This is a genomic window from Melioribacteraceae bacterium, assembly GCA_019638015.1.
GTDB lineage: Bacteria > Bacteroidota > Ignavibacteria > Ignavibacteriales > Melioribacteraceae > JAHBUP01.
On sequence record JAHBUP010000001.1, the window covers coordinates 139,448 to 158,230 of the forward strand.

Here is an 18,783-nt window from a genome sequence, read left to right on the forward strand (position 1 = left end):
GTTCAGCAATAAACTAGAAATTTTATAAATTTGCACTCGTCTTCCAGACCAAATTTTTGACGAGGAAAAGAGATGCATAAAGAGCTTTTTAATGAAATATCTGAAAGAGAACTGAAACCAATCCAAATTATTGTATTAGTTCTAATTATGGGGGTAATATCATTTCTTGTTGTGTGTTTGATATTTTATTTCATCAATCAATCAAATGTTCAAACACCTGTGGTAAATCCTCATAACTTTTTAAATATTACTTTTATTCTTGCCCTGTTTAGTTTTGCGGGATATTTATCGGCAATATACATCCCGGAAATTATAATTAAGAAGAAGGTTAATAGTTTTGGTGGCAAAGAAGCTCAAGAAATTGATACATCAGAGTTCATGATAATCTATAAAAATTATTTAATTGTAAAATTAGCTTTACTGGAAAGTTCGGCATTGGCCGGGTTAATTCTCTTTATGCTGACAATCTTAAACAATTTAATTTATTTTGAGGAAGAATATAGGTTGTCATTAATACCGGCTCTATTTTTCTTTTATAACTCAATCTTTCTTTTTCCGACAAAAGAAAAAATTTCAGATTTCGCAAAAACCAAACTCAGTTAAGTATGCCCAGAAAAAAACTCAAAAAGATTACCGAGGTAAATTCATTTCCAAATGTGTTTAATTATAAAACCGAAAATGTTTGGACCGAGATAACAAATTACTTAAATAATCATAATCCAATAATAATAGAATTAGGTTGCGGACAAGCCGACTATACAATCAATCTCGCAAAGCTTCACCCGGAGAATAATTATGTTGGCGTTGATAGAAAAGGGAACCGGATTTGGAGCGCTTCAAAACTTCTGAGTAAAGAAAATTTACCGAATGCCGCACTAATGATTGGTCATGCTGAATCTCTCGAACAAGCAATTCCCGAAAATTCAATAAGTGAAATTTGGATAACATTCCCGGATCCCTATCCCCGCCGATGTAGTATGAAAAGAAGGTTAACTCATCCAAGGTTTTTAGAAATCTATAAAAAGTTATTAATTAAGGAAGGTATTGTAAACTTAAAAACTGATGATGAGACATTATATGATTTTACAATTAGCGTTATAAATGAAAACAAATTAAAACTTATAAAAGCCACTGCCGATCTTTATTCTAACCCACATTTAACGGATGAAGAAAAAGTTACCACAAAATATGAAAGCCAGCATTTAGCTGAAGGTAAAAAAATTAAGCTGGTTAGATTTTGTTTATAAATGATTTGTTTGATATTTTAATATAAGTTATTGTAATCGAAACCTATAGTTTAGGGGTAAACATTATTCGGGGGAAAAATGCAGAGAGTAATACTACTAATTTTTTACACTCTAATAATTTCAAATATCTTTGCACAAAAATTATTAAAAACAAAGTTTGACAACCAAGATTTACAACACCAAATTTTCCGAATCAATAGAGAGAATAATCCAGGAACCTTCTCTAAAGACTCACTTACTTTTTTTGTTAATTCTCATCTTCTATGGGGCATTGAAATATTAGATCCCTTAAAGCCAAAAGATAAAATTATAACAGCTACAAGATTGTGGAAAACGGATCTGCGTTTCGGGCTTAAGTATAATTATTCAAATTCTATTTCTGCACATATTTCTGTTAGGGACAACGATTCTCCCAATACTAACAGTATTAATTTATATGAAGCACATGTTAGAATAAAGAAGAATTGGGGTGGTTTATGGTTTGGACAATCCAGAATTCATTTTGGAAATGAAAGTCATTATTTAAACGAAGCATTTGACCGCCCATTTTGGGATAGAGGATTGATCGCTGATTTTTTATTACGAGGTGCTGGTGTTAAAATAAATCATGGTAAAAATGATTTCGAATTTATTGTTGGTGCAGATCAATATTCATATATAGTTGGAATAGCCAGTTACAAAATAGAAATAATCAAAGAAATTATAGGTAGATTACTCGGGGCATATGTTGCCCGAGATGAAAAGTTTTCGGGATATGGATATCATACCGGATTCGAACTTAAAGAATCATTTAATAATTTTTTTGGATACCAAATCTTCACTTATAAAGAATTAGATCAAGAGCCGTCCCCCATAAAAGAAGTAGCTTATTTTATAGAAGGAAAATATAGATTAAACGAAAATTGGACTATTGCGGGGGCACACTTTAATAAAAAAACGATTGATCAATTCAGTGACATAAAAGAATTACAAACGAGCACGAGCTTATACTGTAAAATTACAGATACTTTCTCTCCCTCTTTAAGTGCAGAATACTTTCAATTAAATAATTATAATGAAGTACAAGTTGGTCTTTCTTCATATTTGAGATTTGATGAAAAAATATTAGTGGTTCCTAGAGTTAGATATATATTCACTAAAATTGGTCCCAACATTGGCTATTTGGGGATTGAGTGTAGGATTGTAATTTAAAGGATTGACATGAGAAAATATTTATTTCTTCTGATTTTTATAATAGGATGCAACTCAGTTGAGAATAGTGAGCACATTATTCCGCCAATAATTGTGATGACCTTTGATGATGGGCATAAAAGTATCTATGAATTAGCTTTTCCATTAATGAAAAAAAAACAATTCGTGGGGGTTAACTTTATTCCAACGGGAATAATTGGTCAACCTGAAATAATGAATCTTGAGGAAGTTATTGAATTAGAAAACCATGGATGGGAAACTGGCGGACACACAGTAAATCATGCTAATCTTACAACAATTTCGATCGACAGCGCGCGTTATGAGATTAAAAATAATTTTGAACAACTCAAAGCTTGGGGCTTAAAACACAATTGCTTTGCTCTGCCCGCGGGGCACTCAAACAGTCAGACGGATAAAATTATTAAAGAGTATTTTAAAATAATTAGAACAAGTCAAAATGAGCGATATAGACCCCCATTAAATCTCGACCGACTAGGATATTACGAAGTTCATAAAACAGATGATATAAATTCGCTGCTTATGAGAATTGATCATGGAATTTTAGAGGGCGAGTGTTTAATAATTTTTGGATTTCATCGTTTTTGCTATGATGATCCAAAATATAGCACTGAAATGCAATTATCAACATTTCAACAGTTATTAGAGGTGATTAGAAAGCGAAATTTACATGTGGCTACGTTGACTGATGCAGTACAAAAAATAAATAAATAGAGTAGATGAATCATATTTTTAAAACGTATTCAATATTGCCACTTTGTATTGGTTTGCCCAATGGATCTAAAATAGTAACCCAAACTTTACCTGTTATATTAAAATTATTTATCAAATGTGTTTTTAAATTATCCAGACTAAAACTAATCTTTTCAGAAAGATACGCCTCACACATATCATTTTGAGCATTATGTGATAGCTGAAGTACTACTCCCGGCGGGTTTGATTTGTTTATAAAATCGAAAGCAAATAATTCAATAATATGTTTTGCGCAGCCCCCCGAATATGAAACATCGAATAATAAATTATCATTCACAATCTTAACCGAATTAATATTCAACATGTCTTTCTTAATAAGAGAATGATTTTCTGATGATATAACCCTTACATCACGAAGGGGGGTTTTAGCTGAAGCGGATTTTATTACAATCTCGACTTTGTACTCTTTCTTCTCAATTTTATGAGTGGAGATTGGATAGGGAGATAAACTTTTGAGTTGTATTAAATAATCGCCGAATCTATGAAAAGAGGGCTGAAGAAAAGTATGTAACTTAATTTCTTCATTCTTGAATCCGTCGGTTAATTTAATGACTACTTCTCCATCCCCGGGCCAAATGCACATCGCGTCCATCGGACAACGGGAATCGGCAGTAACATCAATAAATTCAATAGTTATTGAATTATTTACAATTATCCCTTTTCCATATTCTAAATTTATTAAAAGAGAATCGCTAGGATTGTTTTTATTAAAAGAATTTGGGGGGTACTGCTCTATATCATTCACGCAAGAAATTACAAAAAATGAAATTAACCCAATAAGTAAAATCATTTTATTCATAGGAATCCCTTATTTTGTGCGGAGAAATTGAGTAAAAATATTTAAAAAGAAAACCCCTTTTTTTTTCTCTTAAAAATTTGATTAATAAAATGGAGTAGTTATGGAATTTAAAGATGTTGCTCAAAAGAGAACCTCCGTCAGAAATTTTACAGATGAGAAAGTTAATATTGATGACTTAAAAGACATGATACGTTTAGCCGGTACGGCACCATGTATTAGTGGACAAGAAACATGGAGATTTATTGCCGTAACAAATAAAGAACTAATGAAACAAATGGCGCAAGTTGTAAAACAGAAATATTTTGAAATAATTCCCGCTAATGATGATCAGGTAACTGAAAATGTAAAAATTGCAGTTGAAAAATTTTCTTCTATTTTCTTGAATGCGCCTGCAGTAATAGCTGTTACGATGCGTCCTTATGAAGCCATAATCGATAAAATTCTGAGTCAAACTAGTTATTCTCATGAGGAATTAAATGAACTTCGAAACCATCCCGATATTCAAACAGCAGGTGCGGCTATTCAAAATTTACTGCTTTCAGCTGTAGATCTTGGATATGGAGCATGCTGGTTAACCGGCCCAATGGTAGCTAAAGAGGAGTTATCTAAAATTCTAAAATTGGAATCACCATATTCTTTAATGGCTTTTGTTGCAGTTGGTAAACCCGATAAAGAACCCAAACCGAGAGCAAAAAGTCCACTGGAAAATATTTTCTCTATTATTGAATAATTTTTATTGCGGTTTTAGAGCCATAAGCTTATAATAACACCAATCATCCCATTTTGTTTTATAATTAAATAGAGGAGCTAAAATGGAAGGTGCGCAGATTCATATAAATTATTTTGCGGTTATTGCCGTTACTATTCTCGCTTTTGTAATTGGTGGATTATGGTATGGCCCCATATTTGGGAAGCCCTGGATGAAAGAAACCAAAATAACGGAAGAGGATGCAAAAAAATCGAATATGGTTAAAATTTTTGGCACTTCGATAATTCTAAATTTTATAATCGCGATTAATCTCTCAATGTTTCTTGGTCCCAAACCCGATTTAGCTTGGGGATTAATGGCCGGAGCGCTGGCTGGCGTTGGTTGGGTTTCAGCATCACTTGGTATAATTTATCTTTTTAGTCAAAAGTCGCTAAAACTATTTTTGATTGATGCCGGATATCAAACGGTGATATATACAATTATGGGAGGAGTTCTGGGTGTCTGGAAATAAGTAATATAATTTAGAGGAATAGCGAAAATTGTTCTTTAATTTTGATTAGGCGGAGATGTCGAACCTTTTTTAGTTTAATAAAGCATATAGAATTTACGAATTCCCCAAAATTTTTCTTTACCACAAAAATTACTTGTTAGTATAAGTTTTGCTGAACAAGGTTCTCTCATTCAGAGAGGTTTCTGCAAAACCCATTTTATTCAAATATTTTTTGTGAATGGAGTTCCCCGGCTCACTATAAATTTTCGTAATTCCATCTTTCTTAAATTCATTAAATGCGAATTCTCCTATCTTAAAATCTCGGTAGCCGGGTATAACATAATCTAATTCAATTAAAATTGTATGCGGTTCAATATTGTTGTAAAGTATTATTCCGGCTGGATTGGTGTTTCGTAATATGACGAGAACATTTAAGTCCACAATCTTTTCGAAATTAAATGAAGGAATAAATTTTCGAATGTCATTCTTGTAGTAATTTAAAAAGTAGTTAACGTATTCAGAACCGGATGAAAGTTTTAGTGTTTTGAAATATTCTTTTGCCGAATAAATTTGAATTAAATAATAGATGTTAATTAGTGCTATAAACCCATTTAAAAGACCAACCGGCAAAGCACCAATTAAAAATCCATAAACTGCAAAGCAGGTTGACCCGATCAAGTTTATTATACGAAGCTTAATTATGGCGCTCATCATCAGGGAAATTGCTACTAAAACTGATGCTAAATACCCGAATATTTCTAAATAATTTACCTCATTCATTGGAATTCCTTAAAATTGATTCAAAAATAGGCAAAAGGTGAGTACCAAAAAAATGCACTAAAATAATCTTGACAATATAATAGCAATATGATATCATTGCGATAGCATAACTAAAGGAGTAGTAAAATGGAAGCGGTTGTTGAAAAATTAGCAAAAAAAAGTAATGGATTTGTGTTTCTATTTGGGTTATCTATTCTATTGGTGTTGGAATCGTGGGCTTTTGTTCAAATTGCAACTATTGATGCGCCAATCTGGCTTATTCTATTAATCCCCGCAGTGATTTTAACTCTTATCTTTTTTGGTGGACTAATCATAATTCAACCGAACGAATCGAGGGTAGTAATCTTATTTGGAAAGTATATTGGAACCGTTCGGGACAGTGGTTTCTGGTTTGTAAATCCTTTCGCCTCAAAAGTAAAAGTATCTCTGCGTATTCACAACTTTAATAGTGAAAAAATCAAAGTAAATGATCTTCATGGAAATCCAATAGAGATTGCCGCTGTAATTGTTTGGAGAGTAGTTGATAGCGCAAGGGCAATTTTTGATGTTCAGAACTATGAACAATTTGTTGCAATACAAAGTGAAACGGCAATTCGCGCACTAGCTACCGATTATGCCTATGATTCTAATGAGGATGGCAAATTCTCCCTTCGCGGAAATCAACAAGAGATATCCGAAGAATTAAAAAAACAAGTTCAAACAAGATTAAATATTGCCGGATTAGAAATTATGGAATCAAGAATAAGTCACTTAGCATACGCACCCGAAATTGCTCAGGCAATGTTAAGACGCCAACAGGCTCAGGCTGTTGTTGCGGCAAGACAAACAATAGTTGAAGGAGCTGTGGGTATGGTTGAAATGGCTTTAAAAGCACTTAGCGAGCAACACATTGTTGATCTCGATAATGAAAAGAAAGCTACAATGGTTAATAATCTAATGGTAGCGCTTGTTTCAGAAACCCAGGCACAACCAGTAATAAATGCGGGAAGTCTTTATTAATAAATAGAGAAAAGTATGAAACAGTTAAGTGAATATTTGAAGGATGAATTATTTATAATCCAACCTAGTATTTGGAAGAGCTTTTATGAATTAAAATATAAAGATGAAATAATTGGTACAATGCAACTCGTGGGGTTCTTTGATCACAAGGCAATAATAAAGTTCGATAATGAATCATACGAATTTTATAAAGAAAAATTTTGGAAAAAAGAAATTCTTATACGAAAAAAAGGATTCGAAATCCCAACAGCTCGATATGTTGATAAACTCTTTTCACAAATCGGAATAGTTAATTTAGATGGGGGGCATTCGGTCAGAATTAAGTTTTACCCATTCAAATCAAAGTATGAAATTATTTCTGAGAAAGATGACTTACTGGTGAGTTTTAAAAGTAGGGTTAGTTTTAAACATCAAACGAATGTTGTTGTAAAATCAACGGAGCAGGTTGATAAAAATCCATGGTTAATATTTTTAGCCGAATTTTTAAAACTACGAAGAAATCACGCGGCTGTAGCGGCGGCATAAATTATGGCTGAGAAAAAGAAATTTTTATTGAGAATTGATGATAAAATATATTCGGCACTCGAAAAATGGGCTGCGGATGATCTGCGTAGTATAAATTCTCAGATCGAGTTTTTATTAACAGATCAGCTGAAAAAATCCAATCGTATAAGTCCAAAAATTTCACCAGAAAAAGAATTTGGGGAGAATGATGATAAAGAATCATTATAATATTGGAGGAAAAAGAGACTTGCGGTTATTAATTATTCTAATCATGCTGATATTAGGTGGATTAATAACTATTTACGCTAACTCAAATTCAGAAAAAGAGAACACTTTAAAGAAAATTTTGCTTGGAGAACTAGACAAATATCCAAAGATGCAAATCCAGGATATTTATAAGTTGCTTCACCAGGCGGCAATGGGTAGTGAACATGCCGTTAAGAATGAGGAATCGGTAAAGAATTGGATGAAACTAGAAATTTCTGGTTTAAAGTGGAGCCAAACCGATAATTTAATTGACACAATTTCAGCAGAGGCAAAAATTGTTAGAATTAACTTACGACCCTATATAAACGCAGGCTATAATCCAACTAAATTGGTAGAGCTCTTTATAAAAACGGCTAATAATTTTGAAGGATCTAGTAATGAATTAGAGGAATATTTAGAAATTGCTCTTGAGTTAAGTAAATTAAAAATGATTCCATATGATTATACGGAGATGCTTTCATTTTTTAATCAAATGAAAGAAAAAAAATATCCAGCTATGCATCATTCAAAAATTTATGCGGAAAGTTACTTCCCAGCATATAGAGTAGTTGCCGCAGAATATATTGAACTGCTTTTTTCAAACTAATATTTTCACAAAATATGTTGAGATAAATAATGCTACGCTCTAAAAATTCAATAAATATAATTGCCAAAGCAAGTTTTGTATTTTTCTTTATTTTTACACTTCTCTCCGCACAAACAATAAATCTGAAAATAATACAAACAACCGATGATCACGGGGCAATATTTCCTTATGATTTTACCGATCAACGCACAACTAACAATTCTTTAGCGCATATTTCTACTTTCTTAAAAAAAGAAAGAGAAAATAAAGATCAAGAAATAGTCTTATTAAATGGAGGGGATATACTTCAGGGAACACCAGCAGTATATTACTACAATTTTGAGAAACCGGAACAAACTCATCTGCTCGCCGAAGTGATGAATTATATGAAATACGATGCCGGAGTGGTTGGAAATCACGACATTGAAACGGGGCATCCGATATATGATAAATTTGTGACTGAAATAAACTTTCCGTGGCTCGCGGCTAACGCAGTAAACAAAACTAATAACGCTCCCTACTTTAAACCATACACAATCATAGAACGGAAGGGACTTAAAATAGCCGTACTTGGCTTAATAACTCCCCACATTCCAAATTGGCTTCCCGAAAAAATCTGGGAAGGAATTGAATGGGAAGATATGATTGAAAGCGCTGAAAAATGGGTAAAGATAATTAAAGAAAACGAAAAACCTGATTTATTAATAGGATTATTTCATGCCGGGGTTGACTACACCTACAATAATCAAGACGCAAATTTTTATAAAAACGAAAACGCGTCTCAACTTGTGGCTCAAAAAGTAGATGGGTTTGATATAGTATTTGTAGGACACGACCATAAGGGTTGGAATTTTAAAATAAAAAATAATGCCGGAAATGAAGTATTAATTCTTGGTGGAACAAGTTACGGCCGTGAAGTTGCTATTGCAGATTTCAAATTTAACTTTAATAAACAGTTGCAATTATGGGAAAAAGAAATTAGCGGATCTACATTTGAATCAAAAAATGTTACCCCCGATTCACTTTTTTTACAAAAATTTGAAAAACATTTCACTGACATTAATAAATATGTTACACGTACAATCGGGTGGTTCGAAGATGAGTTAGATTCCCGGGAGGCACTATTCGGCAGTTCTTCGTTTTCAGATTTAATAAACCAAATTCAGATGGAAATAACCGGAGCAGAAATATCTTTTACCGCGCCATTATCTCTAAATGCAAAAATTAATAAAGGTGAAATTACCGTTGGTCAACTATTCAAACTTTACCGTTATGAAAATTTATTATACACAATGAACCTTAGCGGCAAGGAGATAAAAAATTATTTGGAGCATTCATATTCTTTATGGTTTAATCAAATTAAAAATGAAAATGACAACTTACTCAACTTCGTCAAAGATGATAATGGCAATACCATATTTGATAAAAGAAACAATGCCCCGCAATTAAAATTCCCATTTTATAATTTTGATTCTGCTCTGGGAATAGATTATGAGGTTGATGTTACTAAGCCGGATGGTGATAAAATTAAAATAATCTCAATGAGCAATGGTTCTAAGTTTGACGAGAATAAGATTTATAAAACTGCTATTAATTCTTATCGTGGGAATGGCGGCGGGGGACATCTACTTATCGGAGCTAAAATTCCAAAGGAAGAGTTGAGCGGCAGAATTATCAATTCAACCGATAAAGATCTTCGTTACTACATTATGAAGTGGATAGAGAAGAATAAAACAATTACTCCCCAAAAATATTCAAACTGGAAAGTTGTACCGCAAGCAATCTGGGAAAGAGCAAAGGAGAGAGATTATAAATTGCTGTTTAATAATTAAACTCGTTGCGCAGTTTATAATAAAAAGCTAAACGCAGAGTCCGCAAAGGTTTTCGCGGAGAACGCGAAGATTAATAACTCACTTCATCTTAGGCATATCTCGTACGATCGCGTTTATCTGAATATCGCCAGAGTTTCTAAACTGCAGAGTTAATTTTCCATGTGTGCCAAGAGCTACATCTTTTTTAAGTTTTATAAGCATTACGTGTAAATCGCGTGGTTTAAATCGTACAGTAGAGTTCGGGGGAATAACTACAAACGGAACCTTTCTCATTCCCATCATATCGTTTTCTCTTTTAAATGTTTCGTGAACTTCAACCACTTCAGCCAAATTTGATTTTGCGTTAAATAGGGTGTCGGGTTTATCTGAATCATTTGTTACAATAAAAAAAACACCTGTGTTTGTCTCTGCTCCAGCAGGACGGATCCACGCATCGGAGATATTAACTTTTTGTGCTAAAACTATAGTAGAAACAAATAGAAAAATGATTAAAGATTTTCTCACGGCTACTCCAAAATTTTATTAATTAATAGAAATAACATCTTTTGCAACAAGCTCGGGATCGACAGAACTTCCCGGATATTGTTTTCGAATTTTGCCATCGCGGTCCATAATTACAATTCGATCAGTATGTACATAATAGTATATTTTTCTGCCGTCATCAAAAATTGTGGAGTCTGATGGAATGGCAACAATTTCCGCTTTCCTCATAAGGGAATCAACTAAGGATTTCTCTCCGGTTAAAAAATCCCAATTGCTTAAATCCAGTTTTCTTATTTCTGCAAACTTTTTAAGAATCTCCGGTTTATCAAAATCGGGGTCGAAACTAATAGACAAAAAGTGTACATCATTAATTTTTTCCTTTTTTAGGGACTCTTGTACTAATCGCAGATTATTTGTGCTGAGGGGACAAATATCGGGGCAGTTGGTAAAAATAAAATTCATTACAACAGTTTTATTCTTAAAGTCATTCGGGAAAATTACACGACTATTATTTTGGTCGACTAATTCAAAGCGTGTTTCACTAAAATCGTTAAGTTCTTCAAACTCGGAAGAACAGCTTATAATAAACACGCATAGAATTAATAACAAATACTTTTTCATATCAATTCCTTAAATAAAACCACTGTTGCAAAATTAAAGAATAGTTTATTGAAAAATATCAAATTCCGATTCCTTTGATAAAAAGTTGGTACATTTGCAATATAAAATAGAGGCGGTGAAATAATAATGAAAGTTTTTTTACCCGGCTTAAAGAAGCAAATAGATTTGCTGTTTCCAAACTACAAAGAGCCAACTCAAAAAATATTAGTAGCAGGTTCCTCAAGTGAATGGATTGCGCAGCAACTCGCTAAAAAATACAAGTGCAATGTTGATTTAATAGTCTCCGACTATGATTCATTGATGAACTCAAAAATTATTCTCGAAGGAGACGAGACTGTCAACATTCGGATAATGGATTTTGACGCGACCGATTTCCAGAAAGAACAATTTGATTTAATTTATGCGCAAGGTTCTGTTTCTTTTACAAATAGAAATAAGATTATAAAGGAGTTTAAAAGGATTTTAAAACCAAACGGTTATTTATGTGTTGGTGAGATAACCGTGCTTGAAAAAGTGTACCCTGCTTTTATAAAAGATATTTTCGATAACTCGTCTTTGCTCCCAATTTATTCGGATGAAATTGAGAAATATTATGAAGAAAGAAATTTCGAAATAATTTACAATGTAGATATATCATACACATTAAAAGATTATTACGCCGAAAACGCCACCCGGCTGAGCCAGGAAAAGGATAATTTATCATCGAATGAGAAAAGTTATTATAAAAAACTACTTAACAAAATAAGCCATGAATCGAATGTTTACCTAAAGCTCGGGGGCGATCAATACATAGGGTTCTCCACATTATTATTAAGGAAAATGGTTAATTGAAAAAGGGAGATTTACTTGAGCTCAATATTACAGGCTACGCTTATGAGGGTAAGGGAATAGCCAAAATCATTAAAGAGGCAAATTCTTATAATGAAGAGGAAATAAAAAAATTTGTGATTTTTGTTGAGGGCTCGTATCCGGGCGATAAAGTTACCGCACAAATTATTCGTGTCAGAAAATCCTACGCAGAAGCAAAAACCAAAGAATTGATTATAAAATCTCCACTTAGAACAGATGCGAGATGCAGATATTTCGGAATATGCGGGGGTTGTAAACAGCAAAATTTATTATACGAACACCAGCTCAATTTTAAAGAAGAGCAGGTTAATGATATTTTTGAAAGAATTGGAGGAATGGAAAATCACGAAAAAATGAGTATTGTTCCTTCCGAAGAAATTTTTTATTACCGCAATAAAATGGAATACTCATTCGCAGTTAAAAGATGGTTGAATGAAACTGAAATAGACTCAATGCAAGAAATCACCGATCAAAATTTTGCGCTTGGTCTGCATATCCCCGGATTATATGATAAAGTTTTGGATATAAATGAATGCTGGCTTCAGTCGGAGTTGTCTAATAAAATATTAAATCTCACCAGAGCTTTCTTCAAAGATAGAAACACAACAATTTTTTCGACTAAAACTCATGAAGGTTTTTTAAGAAATCTAGTAATTAAACAATCTCATTCAAAGCTGGGACTGATGGTCAATCTTGTTGTATCAAACGAGAATGAAGAACTACTCAATCAATACAAAGAAGTGTTGCTGAGTGAGATCCCTCAAATAACTACTATAGTTATTAACATTAATAGAAAAAAAGCGCAAGTTGCTACAGGAGATTATGAAATAGTAATTCATGGCGATGGTTTTATTTATGATACAATCGGAGATTATAAATTTAGAATTAGCGCCAATTCGTTTTTTCAAACCCATACCCGGCAAGCCGAAAAACTTTACAAAACTGCAGCCGATTTTGCTAATTTAAGTGGCGATGAAGTAGTTTATGATCTCTATTCGGGTGCTGGAACAATTCCAATATTTATTCACAGGAAAGTAAAACAAATTTTCGGTTTTGAAAGTGTTGCGCCTGCGATTGAAGACGCAAAAGTAAATATCGATTTAAATGAAATAAAAAACTTTGAACCAATGTTGGTAGATTTAAATAAATCTTTTCTACCACTCATTGACGAGAAAAAAATTCCACTACCAGATTTAATAATTGCAGATCCACCAAGAGGTGGAATGCACCCGCAAACAATTAAAGATATCCTTCTACTCAGCCCCCAAAAAATTGTTTATATAAGTTGCAATCCTACAACCCAAGCCAGAGATATAAAATTACTCTGCGATAATCAGTATGAATTGGTCAAAACTTGTCCTGTTGATATGTTTCCCCACACGTATCATATTGAAAATGTTGCCCTTTTGATCAAAAAAGAAGTATCATTATGAGAAACGAGCAGGATTTTATACTCATCTCTTAATCACTTATTGGTTAAATCAACCAATTGCTGTATTATTAAAGGACAAAATGCATTATTTTATGTAATTAGCGAGACAAAGTGATTCGGCTCAAATTTAACGGTCAAAAAAAAGTGCATCATTTTATTCGAATAGTTTCAAAATGAAACAGGTTTCATTTAAGTTTCTAAAAAAAAGTGCGATAATGAATTAAAAATCAACTTTTTTTTGGCATTCGGATTGCCTTATTGCATGCAGTAAATTTTTAACACAAAAGGAGAAAACGTGAGAACACGTTATACAACAATCAGCCGAGTAGTACTCCTAGCACTTCTTACTACAATCTTATCTTTCCCGGTAAATGCCCAGAAATTTGTCGGTGGAAAGTCAGTTGCAGATTATACAAGTATTGCTAAAGTAACTGGAAATGGAGATGGTAAAACTTTATCATTTACAAATCCAATTACTAATACAAGCATCAGTGTTTTTAGCGGGACTTTCAAAGGTACACTGAACTCAAATGATACTAGGTTTTATTGTATTGATTTCGGTAACTCTCTCGCCACTAATCAGGATTATTGGGACGAAGGAACAACATCTTCTCAGATAACTTATATCTTGAACAATTATTTTCCTTATAACACAAACAATCCTAACAAATTAGCCGATTTGACAAAAGAAGCTGCTTCGGTTCAATTTGCTATTTGGCATTTTAGCGATGGCGCAAACGCGAATACGATAACAAATGATTCTGATGTAAAAAATAGAGCTACACAAATAATTGCAGATGCTCAAGCAAATCATGCAAATGTACAAACAGCGGCTACCCTTTTAATTGTACCTTCATCTGGTGCGTATGTTCAAGGCTCAAATATTAGCTTTTTTGTATATGCATTAGATATTAATGGTAATCCTGTTCAGAATATAGTAATTGATTTAACAACTACATTAGGTTCATTAAGTATTTCTTCTGCCGCGACAAATTCGAATGGAGCGATAGGCCCTGTAGTTTTATCACATAATAATATTGGTATTGCAACAGTAAAAGCTCAAGCCAATGTTGTTATCCCACACGGAACAAGATATGTTCACAAAGCTTCACCAAACACAAAACAAAAATTAGTTTTAGCTACACCTTCTACAGATAAAAAAGAAGTCACCGCCTTATTCGAATGGTACTCTGAACAACAGTGTGATTTGAAAGGTTATACTACATTTACACAGGGTGGTTGGGGAAGTCCTTCGAACAGCGGTCCAGGAAAAATTAGAGATAACAATTTTACTACTGTTTTTCCGAGCGGATTGGTGTTGGGTGGAACATTTAAGTTAACTTTGAGTTCTGCAGCAGCAGTTAAAAACTTTTTACCTCAAGGAGCTACAGCAGGAGTATTTACTCAGAACTATACAAATCCAACCACAACAAGCGCTGGCGTTTTAGCTGGACAATTAGTTGCTCTAAAGATGAGTGTAAGTTACAGCGCGGCTGGTGTCTTGGGATCAAATACAACTCCAATTGGTAATCTTGTTATAAAGAGCGGTCCATTTGTTGGTTATACTGTTTCCCAATTTTTAGCATTTGCTGAGCAAGCAATTGGCGGTGGAAACTTAAATGGATTTACTCTCTCTCAAATAAATGATGCCGCTACAGCAATTAATGAAAATTTTGTTGATGGTACAGTTGATAAAGGCTTTTTAGATTGTAATGATAATGTAAAAGCAAGTCTTGGTGATAAAGTTTGGGTGGATACAAATGCAAATGGAATACAGGATGATGGCGAGCCAGGTGTTGCCGGTGTTACAGTAAAATTATTTGATTGTACAGGTAATCTAATTTCTATAAAGACTACAGATGCAAATGGTAATTACTTATTTGAAAATTTAGTTCCAGCAGATTATTATGTTGAATTTACTTTACCGGCGGGATACACTTTTACAACTAAAGATAGCGGTAGTAATGACGCAAAAGATTCTGATGCTGACCCATCAACCGGAAAAACAATTTGCACCACATTATCTGGCGGTGAAAATGATTTATCATGGGATGCTGGACTAGTAGCAATTCCATGCCAAAATACAATTGGTGATTATATATGGCACGATAAAGATACAGACGGCATTCAAGACAGCAATGAACCAGGCATTGCAGGAGTAGTTGTTGAATTACTAAACTCTTCGAATGTTGTAGTTGCAACAACTACATCAGACACCAATGGAAAATATGAATTTAATAATGTATTAAATGGCACATACAAAGTAAGAATAGCGTCTGCAAACTTTACCGGAACAGGTGTGCTTGCCGGTTCAGCTAGTGAAAAATGGTACTTAACTTTTAAAGATAAAGGCTCAAATTCAAATGATACAAAAGACAGTGATGGTGATCTTACAACCAAAACTGCCTCTGTTACTGTTAATTGTAACGATAACAATACAATTGATTTTGGCTTCTTTAAGGTTTGTGTCTCCTTGGAAAAAACCGGTCCAGCTACAGTTAATATCGGAGAAAAAATTAAATATAAATTTACTGTAAGCAATTGCGGTGATGTTCTATTAGCAGGCGGAGCTACAGTTTACGATCCTATGTTGGTTCCTGCTGGCGATCATAAAGTAAAATACTTCCAATTGTATCCCGGTGTTGAAGAGTCGGTTGAAGTAGAATATACTACAAAAGACGGTGATTGTGGTACTTTAAAAAATGAAGCTTGGGTAATAGGACATCCGGCTCTAAACGGTTATAATTTTAATAATGCAACTGTAAGATTTGACGATGATCATTCCGTAATTGTAAACTGTGAAGAAAAGAAAGCTGATCTTGAAATCAACAAAACAGCCAGTAAATCAAATCCAGAATGTGGTGATGCTTTATTCTATACAATCACAGTTAAAAATAATGGTCCGGATAAATCTGAAGGAATTAAAGTAAGCGATATTTTACCATCCGGCGCAGAATATGTATCATACAATGCTTCGCAAGGTGCATATAATAACACTACCGGCGTGTGGACTGTCGGTGATCTTATTAATGGAGCAAGTGCTACATTAACAATAAATGTAACAATAGATTGTGGTCAAATAAATAATGGATCGTTCGATTTAGGTCCGGCAAAAGATTATAACTTATTTGTTTTAGAAGATATTACACAACCATCCTCTGATACAGAAGGAAAAGTTGCCGTTGGCGGTAATGCGTCATTTGCAAACTATAGTATTGGTGATAAGTTGAATCCGAACGCAGGAGATGTTCTAATAGTTGGTAAACATTTAGAATTTACAAGCGGAAGAATTTATAATGGAAACGTGGTTTATGGTCAAACAACAAATCTTCCAATTACAGCAGTAACAATTGATGGTACAATTGAAACCGGCAATCCAATTGATTTCACTGCAGCTAAATTATACTTACAAACATTATCAACAACTTTAAGTACATATAACGCCAATGGGAATACAACATTCCAATGGGGCGGATTAACTTTAGATGGTTATGACGCTTTCTTGAATGTATTTAATGTTAATGGCGCTGATCTTTCGGTAGCCCATACAGTTACTATAAATGTTCCTAATGGAGCAGTAGTATTAGTTAATATTGATGGAACATCGATATCGTGGACTGGTGGATTACAGGTTAACGGTACAGCAATCACAAATGTGCTTTATAACTTCTATCAAGCAACAACTTTAACTATTCAGGGAATTGATGTTACCGGAACAATATTAGCTCCTTTCGCTCACTTAAACTTTGCGGCCGGAGTTGTTAATGGTCAGGTAATTTGCAAATCCATGGAAGGTGCCGGACAATTCAATCTTGATCAATTTTTAGGCAATATTCCATTTGAAAAAGAAATAACAAATGTTGCTTCAGTATTTGAAACAATTACAGCAGATCCAATCTCGAACAACAATACTGCAAGTGTTAAAATTATAGCATCGAATGTGTCCTCTGGTAATAATGGCGGAAACAATGGAAACGGAAACTGGGAACCGGTAAATAGCTTTGGTGCAGGTGAAATTGTTTATTCAATGCATTACAGTGGAAGCACAATTTACGCAGGTACATGGGGCGGAAATATCTATAGCTCAACAAACAATGGCACCTCTTGGATTAAAATAAATACCGGTATGAATGTAAACTTCATCTGGTCACTTACATCCTTTAATGGAAAGATATTTGCCGCAACAGATATGGGCGTGTTTGTTTACAATGGTTCAACATGGACTTTAACTTCTCTTGGTACTATGGATGTTCACGCTCTTACAGTTAGCGGAAACTCAATCTATGCTGGAACATGGGGCTTCGGAATATTCAAATCTGAAAACGAAGGCTTAACATGGACAGAAGTAAATAATGGATTAGATCATTTCACAACAATCCAAGCATTAACTTCAAAAGGCACAATGATATTTGCCGGAACAGTTGGTGGCGGAGTGTTCAAATCTATTGATGGTGGCGCAAACTGGATGCAAGTTACAGTTGGCAACAATATTATCTGGTCATTAGCCGCTAATAATAATTCTATAATTGCATCGGCATATGGTGATGGTTTATATCATTCGTTTGATAATGGTGCAACTTGGACTAAAATTTCAGAGCTTAACTTAGCGTTTGTTTATTCATCAGTTGTTGACCTAAGTGGTACATACTATGTATCATCATGGACTGGCGGAGTATACACCTCATCAAATGATGGAACAACTTGGTCATCTTTAGGAATGAGCGGTTTTGGAGTTAGTACAGTTATGGTTAGCCCAAATTCACAAGATATATATCTTGGTACTAAAGAAGGCAAGGTATTTAAGATGAACACCAGCGTTGTTGGAGTTGAAGGAGAAACCGAATTACCAACAGAGTTCAGCTTAAGTCAAAACTATCCTAATCCTTTTAATCCTTCAACAACAATTGAGTTTGCTCTTCCAGTAAGTGGCAAATACAGCTTGAAGATATTTGATGTATTGGGACAGGAAGTTGCTTCCCTAATCAATGGTGAATTGAATGGTGGAATGCACAAAATTACATTCAACGCCAAGCAATTAGCGAGCGGAATGTATATCTATCGATTAACGGGCAACAATGTTAACATCACTAAGAAAATGTTATTAATGAAATAATTTATAGCTGAAAGCTATCAGCACTCAGCATTCAGACAAACCCCGGTCACAAGCCGGGGTTTTTTATTTTAAACAGTCTCCTCATTCATAAAACAAAATCATAACAAAAAGAGATACAACAAATAAATTGC

18 protein-coding genes are annotated in these 18,783 nt (G+C 33.9%); 14 read left to right on the forward strand and 4 right to left on the reverse strand.

The window, feature by feature from the left end:
• Positions 1–72 precede the first annotated feature (72 nt).
• The 4 genes from KF816_00575 to KF816_00590 all read left to right on the forward strand — a co-directional run bounded on the left by KF816_00575 (position 73) and on the right by KF816_00590 (position 3,170).
• Complete coding sequence (locus tag KF816_00575; GenBank protein MBX3006496.1) at positions 73–603, forward strand: hypothetical protein; 531 nt, start codon at positions 73–75, stop codon at positions 601–603.
• A 2-nt stretch (positions 604–605) separates the two neighbouring features.
• Positions 606–1,247 carry a tRNA (guanosine(46)-N7)-methyltransferase TrmB gene (gene trmB / locus KF816_00580; protein MBX3006497.1) on the forward strand — a complete coding sequence of 214 codons (642 nt, stop codon included), beginning with the start codon at positions 606–608 and terminating at the stop codon, positions 1,245–1,247.
• A gap of 78 nt (positions 1,248–1,325) precedes the next feature.
• Positions 1,326–2,438, forward strand: coding sequence for a hypothetical protein (locus tag KF816_00585; GenBank protein MBX3006498.1), 1,113 nt, complete (start codon positions 1,326–1,328; stop codon positions 2,436–2,438).
• Positions 2,439–2,447: 9 nt separating this feature from the next.
• Entirely contained in the window at positions 2,448–3,170 is a 723-nt protein-coding gene (locus KF816_00590; protein MBX3006499.1) for a polysaccharide deacetylase family protein, read from the forward strand.
• A 10-nt stretch (positions 3,171–3,180) separates the two neighbouring features.
• Here KF816_00590 and KF816_00595 read toward each other — a convergent pair whose 3' ends face one another.
• Positions 3,181–4,008: a hypothetical protein gene (locus tag KF816_00595; protein MBX3006500.1), complete on the reverse strand. Its 828-nt coding sequence runs from the start codon at positions 4,006–4,008 to the stop codon at positions 3,181–3,183.
• 100 nt (positions 4,009–4,108) lie between these two features.
• Between KF816_00595 and KF816_00600 the strand changes: the two genes are divergently transcribed.
• On the forward strand, positions 4,109–4,738 hold the full coding sequence (locus KF816_00600) for a nitroreductase family protein (GenBank protein ID MBX3006501.1): 630 nt from the start codon (positions 4,109–4,111) through the stop codon (positions 4,736–4,738).
• Positions 4,739–4,820: 82 nt separating this feature from the next.
• Positions 4,821–5,228, forward strand: a complete 408-nt coding sequence (locus KF816_00605; protein MBX3006502.1) for a DUF1761 domain-containing protein — start codon at positions 4,821–4,823, stop codon at positions 5,226–5,228.
• Between the two features lie 129 nt (positions 5,229–5,357).
• Here KF816_00605 and KF816_00610 read toward each other — a convergent pair whose 3' ends face one another.
• On the reverse strand, positions 5,358–5,987 hold the full coding sequence (locus KF816_00610; GenBank protein MBX3006503.1) for a YgjV family protein: 630 nt from the start codon (positions 5,985–5,987) through the stop codon (positions 5,358–5,360).
• Between the two features lie 126 nt (positions 5,988–6,113).
• Between KF816_00610 and KF816_00615 the strand changes: the two genes are divergently transcribed.
• From KF816_00615 to KF816_00635, 5 genes are read left to right on the forward strand one after another with little or no spacing between them, the layout of a single operon-like run.
• Complete coding sequence (locus tag KF816_00615) at positions 6,114–6,986, forward strand: SPFH domain-containing protein (protein MBX3006504.1); 873 nt, start codon at positions 6,114–6,116, stop codon at positions 6,984–6,986.
• Between the two features lie 15 nt (positions 6,987–7,001).
• Positions 7,002–7,511: a hypothetical protein gene (locus KF816_00620; protein ID MBX3006505.1), complete on the forward strand. Its 510-nt coding sequence runs from the start codon at positions 7,002–7,004 to the stop codon at positions 7,509–7,511.
• 3 nt (positions 7,512–7,514) lie between these two features.
• A complete protein-coding gene (locus KF816_00625; GenBank protein MBX3006506.1) occupies positions 7,515–7,718 on the forward strand; it encodes a hypothetical protein in 204 nt (67 codons plus the stop codon).
• A complete protein-coding gene (locus KF816_00630) occupies positions 7,699–8,343 on the forward strand; it encodes a hypothetical protein (protein MBX3006507.1) in 645 nt (214 codons plus the stop codon). The genes KF816_00625 and KF816_00630 overlap by 20 nt, the downstream gene beginning before the upstream one ends.
• Before the next feature lie 59 nt (positions 8,344–8,402).
• The gene (locus KF816_00635) at positions 8,403–10,154 is read left to right on the forward strand and encodes a bifunctional metallophosphatase/5'-nucleotidase (GenBank protein MBX3006508.1); all 1,752 of its coding nucleotides are present in this window, start codon (positions 8,403–8,405) and stop codon (positions 10,152–10,154) included.
• A 78-nt stretch (positions 10,155–10,232) separates the two neighbouring features.
• Here the strand turns inward: KF816_00635 and KF816_00640 are convergent, their stop codons facing one another.
• Complete coding sequence (locus KF816_00640) at positions 10,233–10,658, reverse strand: copper chaperone PCu(A)C (GenBank protein MBX3006509.1); 426 nt, start codon at positions 10,656–10,658, stop codon at positions 10,233–10,235.
• An 18-nt stretch (positions 10,659–10,676) separates the two neighbouring features.
• The gene (locus KF816_00645; GenBank protein MBX3006510.1) at positions 10,677–11,258 is read right to left on the reverse strand and encodes an SCO family protein; all 582 of its coding nucleotides are present in this window, start codon (positions 11,256–11,258) and stop codon (positions 10,677–10,679) included.
• Between the two features lie 126 nt (positions 11,259–11,384).
• Between KF816_00645 and KF816_00650 the strand changes: the two genes are divergently transcribed.
• From KF816_00650 to KF816_00660, 3 genes are all read left to right on the forward strand, one after another.
• Positions 11,385–12,089 (forward strand): methyltransferase domain-containing protein, encoded by a 705-nt coding sequence (locus KF816_00650; GenBank protein MBX3006511.1) that lies wholly within the window; start codon positions 11,385–11,387, stop codon positions 12,087–12,089.
• Entirely contained in the window at positions 12,086–13,540 is a 1,455-nt protein-coding gene (gene rlmD, locus KF816_00655; protein MBX3006512.1) for a 23S rRNA (uracil(1939)-C(5))-methyltransferase RlmD, read from the forward strand. Before KF816_00650 ends, rlmD begins: the two co-directional genes overlap by 4 nt.
• A gap of 294 nt (positions 13,541–13,834) precedes the next feature.
• Positions 13,835–18,652: a choice-of-anchor A family protein gene (locus KF816_00660; protein MBX3006513.1), complete on the forward strand. Its 4,818-nt coding sequence runs from the start codon at positions 13,835–13,837 to the stop codon at positions 18,650–18,652.
• Positions 18,653–18,783 lie beyond the last annotated feature (131 nt).

Bases quoted from the DNA above. Each gene is read 5' to 3' on its own strand.
- KF816_00575 (MBX3006496.1), top strand. From the start codon at position 73: ATGCATAAAGAGCTTTTTAATGAAATATCTGAAAGAGAACTGAAACCA.
- KF816_00645 (MBX3006510.1), bottom strand. From the start codon at position 11,258: ATGAAAAAGTATTTGTTATTAATTCTATGCGTGTTTATTATAAGCTGT.
- KF816_00595 (MBX3006500.1), bottom strand. From the start codon at position 4,008: ATGAATAAAATGATTTTACTTATTGGGTTAATTTCATTTTTTGTAATT.
- KF816_00650 (MBX3006511.1), top strand. From the start codon at position 11,385: ATGAAAGTTTTTTTACCCGGCTTAAAGAAGCAAATAGATTTGCTGTTT.
- KF816_00585 (MBX3006498.1), top strand. From the start codon at position 1,326: ATGCAGAGAGTAATACTACTAATTTTTTACACTCTAATAATTTCAAAT.
- KF816_00605 (MBX3006502.1), top strand. From the start codon at position 4,821: ATGGAAGGTGCGCAGATTCATATAAATTATTTTGCGGTTATTGCCGTT.
- KF816_00630 (MBX3006507.1), top strand. From the start codon at position 7,699: ATGATAAAGAATCATTATAATATTGGAGGAAAAAGAGACTTGCGGTTA.
- trmB (MBX3006497.1), top strand. From the start codon at position 606: ATGCCCAGAAAAAAACTCAAAAAGATTACCGAGGTAAATTCATTTCCA.
- KF816_00590 (MBX3006499.1), top strand. From the start codon at position 2,448: ATGAGAAAATATTTATTTCTTCTGATTTTTATAATAGGATGCAACTCA.
- KF816_00610 (MBX3006503.1), bottom strand. From the start codon at position 5,987: ATGAATGAGGTAAATTATTTAGAAATATTCGGGTATTTAGCATCAGTT.
- KF816_00620 (MBX3006505.1), top strand. From the start codon at position 7,002: ATGAAACAGTTAAGTGAATATTTGAAGGATGAATTATTTATAATCCAA.
- KF816_00625 (MBX3006506.1), top strand. From the start codon at position 7,515: ATGGCTGAGAAAAAGAAATTTTTATTGAGAATTGATGATAAAATATAT.
- KF816_00600 (MBX3006501.1), top strand. From the start codon at position 4,109: ATGGAATTTAAAGATGTTGCTCAAAAGAGAACCTCCGTCAGAAATTTT.
- KF816_00615 (MBX3006504.1), top strand. From the start codon at position 6,114: ATGGAAGCGGTTGTTGAAAAATTAGCAAAAAAAAGTAATGGATTTGTG.